Annotated in this window: 14 protein-coding genes and 1 tRNA gene; 4 read left to right on the plus strand and 11 right to left on the minus strand. The window is 54.9% G+C overall.

Features of this window, described 5'->3' with window-relative positions:
- Positions 1 to 11: 11 nt before the first annotated feature.
- Genes H650_RS06720 through prmB form a run of 6 tightly spaced genes read right to left on the minus strand, consistent with a single transcriptional unit; the run spans position 12 to position 4,548 of the window.
- A complete protein-coding gene (locus H650_RS06720; RefSeq protein WP_020454568.1) occupies positions 12 to 290 on the minus strand; it encodes a YfcL family protein in 279 nt (92 codons plus the stop codon).
- Between the two features lie 27 nt (positions 291 to 317).
- Positions 318 to 857 carry an elongation factor P hydroxylase gene (locus H650_RS06725; RefSeq protein WP_020454569.1) on the minus strand — a complete coding sequence of 180 codons (540 nt, stop codon included), beginning with the start codon at positions 855 to 857 and terminating at the stop codon, positions 318 to 320.
- Positions 854 to 1,666 carry a sulfite exporter TauE/SafE family protein gene (locus H650_RS06730; RefSeq protein WP_020454570.1) on the minus strand — a complete coding sequence of 271 codons (813 nt, stop codon included), beginning with the start codon at positions 1,664 to 1,666 and terminating at the stop codon, positions 854 to 856. Before H650_RS06730 ends, H650_RS06725 begins: the two co-directional genes overlap by 4 nt.
- Complete coding sequence (gene mepA, locus H650_RS06735) at positions 1,666 to 2,490, minus strand: penicillin-insensitive murein endopeptidase (RefSeq protein WP_020454571.1); 825 nt, start codon at positions 2,488 to 2,490, stop codon at positions 1,666 to 1,668. Before mepA ends, H650_RS06730 begins: the two co-directional genes overlap by 1 nt.
- 2 nt (positions 2,491 to 2,492) lie before the next feature.
- Positions 2,493 to 3,578 carry a chorismate synthase gene (gene aroC, locus H650_RS06740; protein ID WP_020454572.1) on the minus strand — a complete coding sequence of 362 codons (1,086 nt, stop codon included), beginning with the start codon at positions 3,576 to 3,578 and terminating at the stop codon, positions 2,493 to 2,495.
- A gap of 37 nt (positions 3,579 to 3,615) precedes the next feature.
- Positions 3,616 to 4,548, minus strand: a complete 933-nt coding sequence (prmB, locus tag H650_RS06745; RefSeq protein ID WP_044489696.1) for a 50S ribosomal protein L3 N(5)-glutamine methyltransferase — start codon at positions 4,546 to 4,548, stop codon at positions 3,616 to 3,618.
- Positions 4,549 to 4,714: 166 nt separating this feature from the next.
- Between prmB and smrB the strand changes: the two genes are divergently transcribed.
- Positions 4,715 to 5,266 carry an endonuclease SmrB gene (gene smrB / locus H650_RS06750; protein WP_020454574.1) on the plus strand — a complete coding sequence of 184 codons (552 nt, stop codon included), beginning with the start codon at positions 4,715 to 4,717 and terminating at the stop codon, positions 5,264 to 5,266.
- Positions 5,267 to 5,324: 58 nt separating this feature from the next.
- Here the strand turns inward: smrB and sixA are convergent, their stop codons facing one another.
- The 4 genes from sixA to H650_RS06770 form a co-directional block, all read right to left on the minus strand.
- A complete protein-coding gene (sixA, locus tag H650_RS06755) occupies positions 5,325 to 5,810 on the minus strand; it encodes a phosphohistidine phosphatase SixA (protein ID WP_020454575.1) in 486 nt (161 codons plus the stop codon).
- 209 nt (positions 5,811 to 6,019) lie between these two features.
- Positions 6,020 to 8,167: a fatty acid oxidation complex subunit alpha FadJ gene (fadJ, locus tag H650_RS06760; RefSeq protein ID WP_020454576.1), complete on the minus strand. Its 2,148-nt coding sequence runs from the start codon at positions 8,165 to 8,167 to the stop codon at positions 6,020 to 6,022.
- Complete coding sequence (gene fadI, locus H650_RS06765) at positions 8,167 to 9,474, minus strand: acetyl-CoA C-acyltransferase FadI (RefSeq protein WP_020454577.1); 1,308 nt, start codon at positions 9,472 to 9,474, stop codon at positions 8,167 to 8,169. The genes fadJ and fadI overlap by 1 nt, the downstream gene beginning before the upstream one ends.
- A gap of 162 nt (positions 9,475 to 9,636) precedes the next feature.
- Complete coding sequence (locus tag H650_RS06770) at positions 9,637 to 9,921, minus strand: YfcZ/YiiS family protein (RefSeq protein ID WP_020454578.1); 285 nt, start codon at positions 9,919 to 9,921, stop codon at positions 9,637 to 9,639.
- Positions 9,922 to 10,293: 372 nt separating this feature from the next.
- On the opposite strand from H650_RS06770, the gene fadL reads away from it, so the two are divergent.
- Complete coding sequence (gene fadL / locus H650_RS06775; RefSeq protein ID WP_502690895.1) at positions 10,294 to 11,661, plus strand: long-chain fatty acid transporter FadL; 1,368 nt, start codon at positions 10,294 to 10,296, stop codon at positions 11,659 to 11,661.
- 63 nt (positions 11,662 to 11,724) lie between these two features.
- On the opposite strand, the gene mlaA is transcribed toward fadL, so the two are convergent.
- On the minus strand, positions 11,725 to 12,480 hold the full coding sequence (mlaA, locus tag H650_RS06780) for a phospholipid-binding lipoprotein MlaA (RefSeq protein ID WP_017458648.1): 756 nt from the start codon (positions 12,478 to 12,480) through the stop codon (positions 11,725 to 11,727).
- Between the two features lie 305 nt (positions 12,481 to 12,785).
- Between mlaA and H650_RS06785 the strand changes: the two genes are divergently transcribed.
- Both H650_RS06785 and H650_RS06790 read left to right on the plus strand, forming a co-directional pair.
- The gene (locus H650_RS06785) at positions 12,786 to 13,727 is read left to right on the plus strand and encodes a formate/nitrite transporter family protein (RefSeq protein ID WP_020454580.1); all 942 of its coding nucleotides are present in this window, start codon (positions 12,786 to 12,788) and stop codon (positions 13,725 to 13,727) included.
- A 75-nt stretch (positions 13,728 to 13,802) separates the two neighbouring features.
- A tRNA-Arg gene (locus H650_RS06790) sits at positions 13,803 to 13,874 on the plus strand.
- Positions 13,875 to 13,948 lie beyond the last annotated feature (74 nt).

Below are 13,948 nucleotides of genomic sequence, written 5' to 3' on the forward strand. Positions count from 1 at the left end.
GAAAGAACGGCTTAGTGCGCTTTCGCCTGCTGATACAGGTTTTCCCACATGCCGAGCACCAGCGCCTGATCGCGCGGCGATAATTCCCCCGCCTGAATAGCGGTTTGCACACTGGTGGTCACTTTGCCGTACAGGGTTTCGGGCGCATGGTCATCGCCGCTCTCCAGCTCCGCCACCGCCAATGTCAGGTGGCCGCGCAGATAACCGCCCGCGAACAGCTCATCATCACTGGCGTGGTCCACCATGTTATCTATTAACGCCAGAATGCGTGATTCAAACTCCGCGATCATCTCTCTTCCTCATTTTAAAAAATGGCCTTACAGGTCTTCCGGCCACGGAAACTGTGCTGCCGCTAAGGGCGGCGTCTGGTAATAATCCTGTAGTGCTTTAATAAAACGCGCCGGACGTGCAGGAATGCCCTGCTCCAGATACGCCATCACCTGTGCATGTACACGGCGCTGGAACACGATGCGATCGGGTTCGAAATCGCCTTCCAGATTGTCGCAACTGACGTTAAACGGGAAACCTGCCGCCACGCAGAACAACCAGTCAAACGCCTGCGGTTTGACTTCAACATCTTCGAATTTCCCCTGCGTCGCCGCATCGCGGCCGTCCGGGCAGTACCAGTAACCAAAATCCACCAGCTTGCGCCGCTCGGCTCCCGCAATGCACCAGTGCGAAATTTCATGTAACGCGCTGGCATAAAAGCCGTGGGCAAAGACAATGCGGTTATAAGGAACATCCGCATCAGCAGGAAGATAGATCGGTTCGTCGTCGCCTTTAATCAGACGGGTATTAAAATCGTCGGCAAAACAGCCGTCGAAAATATCAATTAACTGTTGATAGTGATGCGTCATACATTCACCCCCAGATACTGGAGGATCTCCTGCCCGTGACTGTCATAGAGAAGTTTGGCGCTCATCACCGCCGAGACAATCACAATCATCGGACGAATGAGCTTTTGCCCTTTGCTGAGCACCAGACGCGAGCCCATGCGCGCGCCGAGAAATTGCCCGGCCAGCATAACAAAACCGGTGCCCCACACCACTTTGCCGCCAATAATAAATAGCAGCAGCCCGCCGACGTTGGAGGTGGCATTCAGCACTTTGGCATGAGCGGTCGATTTTGCCAGGTTAAAACCCGCAAGTGTGACAAACGCCAGGGCGTAAAACGAGCCTGCGCCCGGGCCGAAGAAACCGTCATAGAAACCAACACAGCCGCCGGAAACCAGCGCGAAAGGCAGGCCGTACAAGCGGCGCTGACGATCCTCTTCGCCCAGCCCTGGCATCAGCAAGAAATAGAGGCCAATACAGATAACTAAAATTGGCAGGATCTGGCGCAGCACATCGGATTGCACATGTTGCACCAGCAGCGCGCCGGTGGTGGAGCCGATAAAGGTCATCAAAATATTGAGCTTCTGATCGGCGAGATTCACCACTTTGCGGCGAATAAAATAGAGCGATGCCGAAAGCGAACCGCCGCAGGCCTGCAATTTGTTGGTCGCCAGCGCCTGCGCCGGTGACATGCCCGCCGCCATCAGCGCCGGAACGGTTAGCAGCCCACCACCGCCCGCCAGCGCGTCAATAAACCCGGCCAGCAGCGCGACAAAAAAAAGCGTCACCAGCAGCAACGGTGACACCATAAACAGTTGTTGAAAGAGTTCCATCAGAGTGCGTGTTCATCCAGTAAAGCCTGACAGGACGGCGGCAACGGCGGCGGCGTCTTTTTCTCAGGCGTTGAACTACCCGGCTTCGCCGGTTCAAACCAGCTTTGCAATTCCGCGCCGCAACCATCGCCTGGCGGCGGCAGCGGTTGATCCTGGCACTCCAGGCTGTCCGCCGGGCAGCGCAGGCGCACATGCATATGCGCGCGATGTTGGAACCACGGGCGCACTTTGCGCAGCCAGTCACGATCGCTACCCGCATCCAGGCAAAGCTGCTGCTTGATAGCCGGGTTAACGAAGATACGCGTCACCTCGTTATCCTCTGCCGCCAGCTTGATCATGCTGCTGATTTCCGGCTTCCACAGCGCGGGAACCACCTGTTTGCCCTCGCTGGAAACCAGATCCAGCGCCTGCGGTTTGAGCAATTGCGCCGCGCTCCAGCGCGTTTTCGGAAGCTGCAGGAAGATATCAACATCCAGCCCCGACTGGTGGCTGGCGTGACCGCCGTTAAAGCGCCCACCGGCTGGCATTCCCATATCGCCTACCAGCACCGTACCGAGCCCGAGGTTGTACACCTGAGTACTGAAGCGCTGAATGAATAACACCAGATCCGGATGGCCGAAATAGCGCCGTTGATCGGTGCGCATCACCTGATAGTGATCCGATTGCAGCGGCAGCTCATGTGCGCCAACGATGCAACCATTGGAAAACGCGCCGATAGATTGGGGGCTACCGGCGATGGGATGGGTCAGTTTTTGCCATGGCGTCGCCGCCATGGCAGTTGCGCTCACCAGCAGGGCAAACAAGGCGATTGCCGTTTTTTTCATGGTTACCAGCGTGGAATATCGGTTATTACATCAGCGTTTTGCGCGCGCTGACGCAGGAAGTGATCCATCAAGACAATCGCCAGCATCGCTTCAGCGATCGGTACGGCGCGAATGCCAACACACGGATCGTGACGACCTCTGGTGATCATTTCGACCTCATCGCCAAAGCGGTTGATCGTCTTACCGGGCACGGTAATGCTTGAGGTGGGTTTCAGCGCAATAGTGGCGACAATTTGTTGGCCGCTGCTGATACCGCCCAAAATGCCGCCCGCGTGGTTGCTCTGAAAACCCTGTTTGGTGATTTCGTCGCGGTTTTCGCTGCCGCGCAGTTTTACCACCTCAAAGCCATCGCCAATTTCAACGCCTTTCACCGCGTTAATGCTCATCAGCGCATGGGCAATATCCGCATCAAGGCGGTCAAACACTGGCTCGCCAAGACCTGCCGGTACGCCATCAGCGATAACGGTCACTTTCGCGCCAATGGAATCGCCCTCTTTTTTCAGGCCGCGCATCAGCTCATCCAGTGCGTCAATTTTATCGGGGTCCGGGCAGAAAAACGGGTTCTGCTCCACCTGCTCCCACGCTTTAATCGCCAGCGGGATGTCGCCCATCTGCGTCAGGCAACCGCGAATAACAATGCCAAATTTCTGCGCCAGGTATTTTTTAGCAATAGCGCCAGCCGCCACGCGCATCGCCGTTTCACGGGCGGAAGAACGGCCACCGCCGCGATAGTCGCGCACACCATATTTTTGCTCATAGGTGTAATCCGCATGTCCCGGACGGAACAGATCTTTAATCGCGCCATAATCCTGCGAACGCTGATCGGTATTTTCAATCAGCAGACCAATGCTGGTGCCAGTGGTGACGCCTTCAAACACGCCGGAGAGGATTTTCACCTGATCCGGCTCGCGGCGCTGAGTGGTGTAGCGAGATGTCCCCGGGCGGCGTCTGTCCAGATCGTGTTGCAGATCCGCCTCGGTTAGCGGAATGCCCGGCGGCACGCCGTCGACAATACAGCCGAGCGCCAGGCCGTGCGATTCGCCGAAGGTGGTTACGCGAAAGAGTTGTCCAATTGTGTTTCCTGCCATCACGGCTCCGTTGTCGTTGTCTGTGTTGAGCATCGTTTTAATCTTTATAGATGCTGAAATGTTCGCGAGCGGCGATAAGCTGCGCTTTGGTCAGCATGAAGACGCCGTCCCCGCCGTTATCAAACTCCAGCCAGGTAAACGGTACGTCCGGATATTGTTCCATCAGATGTACCATGCTGTTACCCACTTCACAAATCAGGATGCCGTTGTCAGAGAGGTAATCCGGCGCGCAGGCGAGGATGCGGCGCGTCAGTTTCAGGCCATCGCTGCCGGAGGCCAGGCCAAGTTCTGGCTCATGGCGATACTCAGAAGGCAGATCTGCCATATCTTCTTCGTCAACGTACGGCGGGTTGGTCACAATCAGGTCGTACTGCACTTTCGGCAAGTCGCGGAAAACGTCGGAGCGGATTGGCGTCACGTGATGAATAAGCCCGTGCTCTTCGATATTGTGTTCGGTTACCGCCAGCGCGTCCGTGGAGATATCGACGGCGTCCACTTCCGCTTCCGGGAAGGCATAAGCACAGGCAATCGCGATACAGCCGCTACCGGTACACATATCAAGAATATGCTTCGGCGGTTCATCGATAAGACCCGCAAAATGGTTGTTAATCAGCTCGCCAATCGGCGAACGCGGCACCAGTACGCGCTCATCAACATAAAATTCGTGGCCGCAAAACCAGGCTTTATTAGTGAGATAAGCGACTGGAATACGCTCATTAACACGGCGGATCACGCGTTCAACAATGCGGTGACGCTCGCTGGAGGTCAGGCGCGCGGTGCGCATATCTTCCGGGATATCCAGCGGCAGGTAGAGTGTTGGCAATACCAGTTGCACTGCTTCGTCCCACGGGTTGTCGGTGCCGTGGCCGTACCAGATATTGGCGGCGCTAAATCGGCTTACCGACCAGCGCAACATGTCCTGAATGGTGTGCAGCTCGTTCACTGCTTCGTCGACGAAAATTTTATCCATGGTATCCCCCAGGCGCATGCTCGCATTAAATTCGGCGGCTAGTTTGCCACGAAGACGGCGATAAATCAGCATTCTCACGCACCTGCGCGGGGTAAAAATGCATTTTGCTGCACCGCTGGCGCAATGAGTCGGGTACACTGAAAAAAAGAAAAGATGAGATGCGCAGATGAAAAAGAAACCATCGCTTAGCGAGGAGGAACAGGCGCTGTTCCGGCAACTGATGGCCGGTACACGCCAGATAAAGCAGGACACCGTGGTTCATCGCCCGGCACGAAAAAAAATCACTGAAGTGCCGGAGAAACGGTTGCTGCAGGAGCAGGCCGATAACAGCCACTATTTTTCTGATGAGTTCCAGCCGCTGTTAAACACCGAAGGCCCGGTAAAATATGTGCGCGACGATGTCAGCCATTTTGAGCTGAAAAAGATCCGCCGTGGCGATTATGCCCCGGAGCTGTTTCTTGATCTGCACGGTTTAACCCAGCTTCAGGCGAAACAGGAACTGGGGGCGTTGATTGCCGCCTGCCGTCGCGAACATGTGTTTTGCGCCTGCGTGATGCACGGCCACGGCAAACATATTCTCAAGCAGCAGACACCGCTGTGGCTGGCGCAGCACCCGCATGTGATGGCGTTTCACCAGGCCCCGAAAGAGTATGGCGGCGATGCGGCAATACTGGTGCTTATAGAAGTGGAAGAGTGGCAGCCGCCGGAGTTGCCCTGAAGCGCAGAAACGACAAGAGCCGCGCAATGCGGCTCTTTATCTTTCATGGTCCGGCGAATCAGATAGCTTTTGGCATCTTCAGGTTGCAGGGACTCATTTGCCAGTTAAAGACACCTTTACCGTCTTCATCCAGCGTAACGCTGGCGATGGCGGAGGTGGTAAACATCGGCGGCGCTTCACCCGGGCAGAGCTCGGACACCAGGTATCCGACCAGCGGCAGGTGAGAAATCACCAGCACGGCGGAAGTACCTTCGTTTGCCAGCGCCTGCAAATAGGCGCTAACCAGGCCGATATCGCCGCAGGGCGTCAGTTCCGGCAGGACATCCACGTTGTCAGGCAGGTTCATACACTCTCCTACCTTATCCAGCGTCTGTTCAGCACGTAAAAAAGGGCTAACCAGAACACGTTCAATATCCACTTTTTGGCCTTTCAACCATGTTGCCATCAGACGGGTTTCGTCACAGCCACAAGGGGTTAAGGGACGAACCGAGTCACTGGCTGCATCGAGGGCAGCGTCGCCGTGACGCATGATAAAAACTTGCATATTGCACCGCTTTTGTTAACCAGAATCATTAATACTTTCACCGCAAAATCATTTCACGACATCGGAAAATATTAATGGCCGGGCATTGTGCCTGATCCATTCGTTGAATGAAACGCTGTTTTTTACCTCAATGGCGCAACTATAGTCAATCACTGTTTATTAAATAACCGTAAAGCCCATGAGGTATAACAGAATTACTTTTTTAGACACTAACTGAAACGTTCGGTTTCTTTTGTCGGCCAGAAAGTTACACCTTGTTCCGCCATGCGTAACAGCGGCTCGCAAGGAGCAAAACGCTCGCCGTACTGCGCCTGTAACCGCTGTAGTGTCGCCACCACTTCGCTTATGCCCAGCGCATCCATATAGTGGAACGGCCCGCCCAAAAACGGTGGGAAACCGATGCCAAACACGGCACCAATATCACCATCGCGCGCGCTGCGAATCACCTGTTCATCAAAGCAGCGAGCCGCTTCGTTCAGCATCAACATCACGCACCGCTCTGCTATCTGCTGAGGCGGTAACTGCGTGCCATCTGAAACACCGATTAAGCGGTAGATCGATGGGTCTGGCTGCTTTTTGCTTTTACGCCCTTTCGTCGGGTAAAGATAGAAACCGCGCTCATTTTTTCTGCCTTTGCGATCGTCATTCAAGATTGCGTTAACCACACTTGCAGGCGCGCTAAAACGTTCTCCATAGGCAGCTTCCAGCACCGGGATAATTTTGGTGCCGGTATCGATCCCCACTTCATCCAGCAACTGGATGGGCCCTACCGGAAAACCGAATTTCACCAGCGCCTGATCGATAGTTTCAATGCGTTGCCCTTCGCTTAGCAGGCGCATCGCTTCATTAATATAAGGCGCGAGGATGCGGTTAACGTAAAAGCCCGCTTTATCTGCCACCACGATCGGCGTTTTGCCCTGTTTTTTCGCCAGCTTCACCGTCGTGGCAATGGTCTGCTCATCGGTACCGGCATGAGGGATCACCTCGACCAGCGGCATTTTTTCCACCGGGCTGAAAAAATGTAATCCGATAACTTTTTCCGGACGCGCCGCATGCGCAGCAATATCGCCGATCGGTAAAGACGAGGTATTGGAGGCGAAAATGGTATGCGCTGCGCAGTTAGCTTCGACTTCAGCGACCATTTTCTGCTTCAACGCAAGATCCTCAAACACCGCTTCAATCACCAGATCGCGATGGGCAAAGCCACGATAATCAAGCGAACCGGAGATCTTCGCCATCTGGCTGTCGCGCTCGGCGGGTTTCAGGTAACGACGGCGCACTTTTTTATCCAGTTGTTGCCAACTGTATTTCAGCGCATGGTTAATGCCCTTCGCATTAATATCTTTAATGCGAACCGGCAACCCACCTTTGCTGGCCGTGACAAATGCGATACCGCCGCCCATCAACCCACCGCCCAGCACGCCCACACTGTTAAGCGGGCCGGGTTCGACGACGCTGCCAGGATCTTTTTTGATATCGGTACTGGTAAAAAAGAGATGCCGTAGCGCCTGCGATTGCGGCGTCATCGCCAGTTGACCAAACGCGCGTGCTTCGGCGTCATAACCGCTGCTGCCCCCCTGGGCAAGACCGGTTTCAACCACCGAGAGAATGCGCGATGCAGCAGGATAATTCCCCTGGGTTTTCTGTTCGGTTTTTTTTGCGACCATGCGGAACAATAAAGTGCGGCCAAGCGGCCCGGCAAGAATGCGTTCACGCACCGGTAAATGGCGGCTGGCAGGACGCCCCTGCGAAACCAGTCCGACGGCGGCGTCCAGTAAAATGGAAGGCGGAACCACATCGTCAACCAGACCCACTTTTAATGCCTGCCGTGGGCGTAACTGCTTACCGGTGAGGATCATCTCCAGCGCGGTACTCACGCCGATCAGGCGCGGCAAACGTTGCGTACCGCCAGAACCGGGAAGCAACCCCAGTTGCACTTCCGGTAATCCCAGCACCGTTTTGGCATCGTTTGTACAAATCCGGCGATGGCACGCCAGCGCCAGTTCCAGCCCACCGCCGAGGCAGGGGCCATTAATCGCGGCGATGACCGGGATCGGCAGGGCGTGGATTTCCGCCATCAGTTGCTGCCCCTGACGGGCGAGTTCTTCGGCCTCTTTCGCCGTCTGGCAGCGGGCGATCATATTGATATCCGCGCCGGCAATAAAGTTGTCCGGTTTTGCTGAGATAAACACCACGCCGCGCAACGCTTTGTTTTCGCGGATCTGTTTTAAAATGGCGCGAACATCCGTTGCGAACTCCGCTTTCAGGGTGTTCATCTTCTCGTTCGGTACATCAATAGCGACTACCGCCACATTGTCGGAACGCACACTAAGGGTAAATGCCGATGTTGTGGTCATTACTCTGCCTCCAGAACCATTGCCGCACCCAGACCGCCCGCGGCACAGGCCGTCACCAGACCAAAACCGCCGCCACGACGGCGCAGCTCATGCAGGGTCTGAGTGATCATACGCGCGCCGGTAGCGGCAAACGGATGCCCATAAGCGATAGAGCCGCCAAGCACGTTAAATTTGCTGTCATCCACTTCGCCGGTTGCCTGTGAACGTCCCAGTACCTCGCGGGCAAAACGCTCGCTGGCCATCAGCTTCAGATTGCTAAGGGTTTGCGCAGCAAAGGCTTCATGCATATCAAGCAGGGTTAAATCCGCCATTGATAATCCGGCTCGCTCCAGCGCCAGCGGCGTTGCCCACGCCGGGCCAAGCAGCATATCTTCACGCACATCAATCGCGGTAAACGCATAGCTGCGCAGGTATCCCAACGGCGCCAGCCCAAGCTCTTTGGCGCGGGATTCCGTCATCAGGATCACCGCCGCGGCGCCATCGGTAAGCGGCGTACTGTTGGCCGCCGTCACCGTGCCGTGCTGGCGATCAAACGCCGGACGCAGTTTTGCATAATCCGCCAGGCTCGAATTTGTACGTACGTTGTTATCTTTCTCGACCGGGTCACGAAATGGCGGCGCGTAAGCGGTCATCACCTCTTCTGCCAGTTTGCCTTCTGCCCAGGCCTGGGCGGCAAGCTGGTGTGAGCGGTGCGCCAGCGCATCCTGCTGCTCACGGCTGATACCGTAGGTTTTCGCCATCTGTTCAGCGGTATCGCCCATGCGCAGGCCGGTGGAATATTCCGCCACCGCCGGAGGGACCGGCAGCAGGTCGCGCAGACGCAGGCGCGAGAAGAGTTTCAGTTTTTGCCCCATGCTGCGCGCTTTGTTGGCATCCACCAGCGTTCGCGCCAGTTTTTTGCTGACGCCAATCGGCAGCACTGAAGATGAGTCTGCACCACCAGCGATACCTGCACGAATGGTGCCCGCCAGCAGGCTTTCGGTGACATTCGCCACCGCCTGAAAGCTGGTCGCGCAGGCACGGCTTACACTGTAAGCGTCGGTATGCACACTCATGCCGGTGCCAAGCACTATTTCGCGCGCAATATTCGGCGCTTCGGGCATTTGAACCACCTGGCCAAAAACCAGTTGTTCAATCACTTCGGGGGGAATTTCGCTGCGTGCCAGCATCTCTCCCACCACCATTTTGCCAAGATCGATGGCCGGCACGCCGTGGAAGACGGTCGCCTGGCGGGCAAAAGGGGTACGTAACCCACTGACAATGGCAATGCGGTCGCCCTGGCGGGTGACAAGCGGTAATGCCTTCATAACACTCCCCTGTTAACAGCGTAATGCATTAAGTGGTCTGACCTGATAACAGTCTTAACCAATTTTTTACATTTAGCCAATGGGAGGGAGAAAAAAATGGGAGCTAAGGCACAGAGATACTTAACAAAACGCCCCCGCTGGACGGGAGCGTTGGCGGGATAATTAACGCAGACCGAGCTGGAAAATCAGCGTTTCGGCTTCGCAAGCGAAGACAAAATCGATATCCAGGCGCACACCGTCTGCCACTTCCGTGAACGTGGAAGTGATTTGGCAAGGATCGGATTCCACGCTGCGGGCTCTGGCGCTCAGCGCAGCCAGGGTTTCTTCCGCATCGGCGCGTTTAGCGAACACGCGGCTGTAAGAGGCGGTGCAGTCGGAGTTGTCCATAATGGTGCCAACATCCATACAGCAGCAAACCGGGGTTTCATCAGCACTGCATTTACTCATGGTAGATTTCCTCTGAATTCGCACCCAAGGTGCCAGATAAACGTTGCGCATATTTTACGCCGCGAGGGAATGTGGCTCCAGTCGTTAATTCCGCAAGCGGTGATAAGTGACCGAAATCACACTTAAAAATGATCTAAAACAAAAATCATCTAATCGACTGATTAACACCGGGGGCAATTTTGCTGCGCAGATCCCGTTTCGAAGATCACAATTGAAAAATCTTATATACATACTTGCAACATTTCCTCTGGTCAGACCTATACTCTCGCCACTGGTCTGATTTCTCAGATGTACCTCAGACCCTACACTTCGCGCTCCTGTTACCCCGCGTAACAAAGTTTGTATAAAAATAAATCGATTTCGAATGAGGTTATGGTCATGAGCCAGAAAACCCGGTTTACCAAGTCTGCGTTGGCAGTCGCAGTGGCAATCGTTTCTACCCAGGCCTGGTCCGCAGGCTTTCAACTCAACGAGTTTTCATCCTCTGGCCTTGGCCGGGCTTATTCCGGTGAAGGCGCCATTGCTGATGACGCAGGCAGCGTCAGCCGCAACCCGGCGCTGATCACCATGTTCGATCGCCCAACCTTCTCTGGTGGTGCGGTGTTTGTCGATCCGGATGTTAACGTAAAAGGCCGTTCTGCCATTGGTAACAATGCCAGCCAGGACAACATCGCCCCGACCGCGTGGATCCCGAACCTGCACTTCGTGGCACCGATTAACGATCAATTTGGCTGGGGCGCGTCCGTGACCTCTAACTACGGGCTGGCCACCGAGTTCAACAACAGCTATGCAGCCGGTTCAATGGGCGGTAAAACCGATCTCGAAACGCTGAACCTCAACCTGAGCGGTGCGTATCGTCTGGATAGCCACTGGAGCTTCGGCCTCGGTTTCGATGCCGTTTATGCACGTGCGAAAGTGGAGCGCTACGCGGGTGACCTGCCGCAAATCATCGGCGCAGGTCTGCCAGGGCTGGTGCAATCGGGTCGCCTGTCACCACAAGATGCACAGCGACTCGCCGCGCAGGCTGGTGGTATTAGCCGCGATACGCAAATCGCCCATCTGAAAGGCGATGAGTGGGGCTTTGGCTGGAATGCCGGTATTCTCTACGAGCTGGATAAAAACAACCGCTACGCTTTCACCTATCGTTCTGAAGTCAAAGTCGACTTCGACGGCGATTATAAGAGCAGCCTGCCCGCAGCGCTGAACCCGATCAATGCGGCGCTAAATCTTAACTTGCCATACGGTACTGGCGGTGCCACCACCAACGGTTCGCTCTCATTGCACCTGCCGGAAATGTGGGAAGTGTCGGGTTATAACCGTGTTGACCCGCAGTGGGCCATTCACTACAGCCTGACTTACACCAGCTGGAGCCAGTTCCAGGAGCTGAAAGCGACCGGCGACAACGGCCAGACGCTGTTCTATAAAGATGAAAGCTTTAAAGACGCCTACCGTATCGCGCTGGGTACTACCTATTATATGGATGATAACTGGACCTTCCGCGCCGGTATCGCCTTCGATGACAGCCCGGTTCCGGCAGACAAACGCTCCATCTCCATCCCGGATCAGGATCGCCTCTGGCTGAGCACCGGTGCGACCTATGCATTTAATAAAGATGCGTCCGTCGACGTCGGCGTTTCTTATATGCACGGTCAGAAAGTGAAATTCACCGAAGGCCCGTATACCTTCAGCTCTGAAGGTCGTGCATGGCTGTACGGCGCGAACTTCAACTACGCGTTCTGATAAACCATCAGGCATAAAAAAAGGTGAGCGCCGTGCTCACCTTTTTTATTTGCTGGGCTGGGTTTATTGCGAGTCGATATCTTTCAAATCGCCCTCTATCGCCTGCGCGTTCGGGTTTTCCTGCGGTTTCAGCTTACCGCCGTTGGCGATAAAATCGTGGCGCTGGAAGTAGGCTTCACGCACCAGAATGTACGGATCGGAAGACTGGCGCAGCAGGCCGTCTGAATCCAGCAGTTGCGCGCGCGATTCAATGCCTTCAACCGTCCATTTGCCCACCGACAGCGGCCATGTCAGCCACGACAGCACCGGATAGAGCGTATCGGCCATATCACCACCGTCTTCACGCAGCGTGAAACTGCCATAGAACGGCAGTTGCATATAAGGGCCGTAACCCATGCCGTAATGCCCCAGCGTGCTACCAAAACGGTGCGGTTCAACGCGCTGCAATTTCGGGTTCGCAGCACCCGCGACATCCATCAAGCCGCCCATCCCCAGCAGGGTGTTCAGGAAGAAGCGTGTAAAGTGAACCATCCCCTGGTACGGATCGCCTTGTAAGAAGAAGTTCACCATCACCGCCGGTTCTTCAAGGTTGCTGGTGAAGTTGCTCAGACCATTACGCGCTGGCTGCGGCACATAATCACGCCAGACAACGGCAACGGGTCTGACAACATACGGATCCAGCACATTGAAGTTGAAGCTGTACATGGTGCGGTTGAACCCTTCCAGCGGGTCTGAACGTCCCTGCGAATCTTTACCGGAACTGGCACAACCGACCAGCACAGTGGTAGCCAGCGCAAGCGCCGACAGGCGGAATTTCATAGGTGTCTCCCTGAAGAAAATGGTCATCGCTGAATGCCATTTTGAATAACGCAAACGCGGAAATCCGTTTTGCGCAGACAATGCGCAACGCATTGTATCAGCACATATTCTGATGTCCACGTAGCGAACAAAGCTCACTCAGCCTAACCGAACTCACCTTTACGGCTCGTTAACAATTCTATACAAACTTCCTCAATATCGTATTGCCATTATTGCTTTTCGCGCAATTTAGGACGATGCCGTCACGGAATAAGCGTGAAAACCGCTACGCTTAAATTTTGCCGCCATCACCAAGCGAGGCCATCGTGGACAATATTAAAGAAGAGAAACTCGACAAACACAGCGATGACTTACAAGTGGAGAGCGACGAGAAGAAGAGTGGGAAGAAAATAGAACTTGATGAAGAACGCCTGCCCTCGCGCGCCATGGCGATTCATGAGCATATTCGCCAGGACGGCGAAAAAGAGCTGGAACGTGACGCGATGGCGCTGTTCTGGTCAGCGATTGCGGCGGGTTTATCGATGAGCGCGTCGCTGCTGGCAAAGGGGATTTTTCACGTACAGCTCGACGGCATTCCCGGCGGTTTCCTGCTGGAGAACCTCGGTTACACCTTTGGCTTTATTATTGTCATTATGGCGCGCCAGCAGTTGTTTACCGAAAACACCGTCACGGCCGTATTACCGGTGATGCAAAAACCCAGTTGGGTTAACTTTGGCCTGATGACGCGCTTATGGAGCGTGGTGTTACTCGGGAACCTGGTTGGTACGGCTATTGCCGCCTGGGCGTTCGAGTATATGCCCATATTCGATGAAGCCACCCGCGATGCTTTTGTCAAAATCGGCATGGAGGTGATGAAGAACACGCCGCTGGAGATGTTCTCCAACGCCATTATCTCCGGCTGGATCATCGCCACCATGGTGTGGATGTTCCCTTCAGCGGGCGCGGCGAAAATTGTGGTGATCATTTTAATGACCTGGCTTATCGCGCTGGCGGATACCACGCATATCGTGGTCGGTGCGGTGGAGATTTTCTATCTGGTGTTTAACGGCACGCTGAACTGGAGCGAATTTATCTGGCCGTTCGCCCTGCCGACACTCGCCGGGAATATTTGCGGCGGCACCTTTATTTTTGCTCTGCTCAGCCACGCGCAGATCCGTAACGATATGATCAACGCGCGTAAAGCCGAAGCCAAAGCCCGCGCCGACGAGCAAAAACAGCAACGCGACGGCGCAGAAAAAGGAGCTTAAACGGCGACAGTTTAATCACTTGGCGGCATGTGAGCTTAACGCGAGACGTAAATAACGTTATACTCCCGCCGCTTTGTCCCCTTAGTTAAATGGATATAACGAGCCCCTCCTAAGGGCTAGTTGCAGGTTCGATTCCTGCAGGGGACAATATCCCCCTTCCTGCGAACATCGATCAAAGTCGTCATTACCCTACAGATTCAGTAAGTTAAATCACTTCCCGC

This window comes from Enterobacter sp. R4-368, from assembly GCF_000410515.1.
Taxonomy (GTDB): Bacteria; Pseudomonadota; Gammaproteobacteria; order Enterobacterales; family Enterobacteriaceae; genus Kosakonia.

Excerpts from the sequence above, each read along its gene's own strand:
- H650_RS06720 (WP_020454568.1), bottom strand. The coding sequence starts at position 290 with ATGATCGCGGAGTTTGAATCACGCATTCTGGCGTTAATAGATAACATG.
- H650_RS06725 (WP_020454569.1), bottom strand. The coding sequence starts at position 857 with ATGACGCATCACTATCAACAGTTAATTGATATTTTCGACGGCTGTTTT.
- H650_RS06730 (WP_020454570.1), bottom strand. The coding sequence starts at position 1,666 with ATGGAACTCTTTCAACAACTGTTTATGGTGTCACCGTTGCTGCTGGTG.
- mepA (WP_020454571.1), bottom strand. The coding sequence starts at position 2,490 with ATGAAAAAAACGGCAATCGCCTTGTTTGCCCTGCTGGTGAGCGCAACT.
- aroC (WP_020454572.1), bottom strand. The coding sequence starts at position 3,578 with ATGGCAGGAAACACAATTGGACAACTCTTTCGCGTAACCACCTTCGGC.
- prmB (WP_044489696.1), bottom strand. The coding sequence starts at position 4,548 with ATGGATAAAATTTTCGTCGACGAAGCAGTGAACGAGCTGCACACCATT.
- smrB (WP_020454574.1), top strand. The coding sequence starts at position 4,715 with ATGAAAAAGAAACCATCGCTTAGCGAGGAGGAACAGGCGCTGTTCCGG.
- sixA (WP_020454575.1), bottom strand. The coding sequence starts at position 5,810 with ATGCAAGTTTTTATCATGCGTCACGGCGACGCTGCCCTCGATGCAGCC.
- fadJ (WP_020454576.1), bottom strand. The coding sequence starts at position 8,167 with ATGACCACAACATCGGCATTTACCCTTAGTGTGCGTTCCGACAATGTG.
- fadI (WP_020454577.1), bottom strand. The coding sequence starts at position 9,474 with ATGAAGGCATTACCGCTTGTCACCCGCCAGGGCGACCGCATTGCCATT.
- H650_RS06770 (WP_020454578.1), bottom strand. The coding sequence starts at position 9,921 with ATGAGTAAATGCAGTGCTGATGAAACCCCGGTTTGCTGCTGTATGGAT.
- fadL (WP_502690895.1), top strand. The coding sequence starts at position 10,294 with ATGGTCATGAGCCAGAAAACCCGGTTTACCAAGTCTGCGTTGGCAGTC.
- mlaA (WP_017458648.1), bottom strand. The coding sequence starts at position 12,480 with ATGAAATTCCGCCTGTCGGCGCTTGCGCTGGCTACCACTGTGCTGGTC.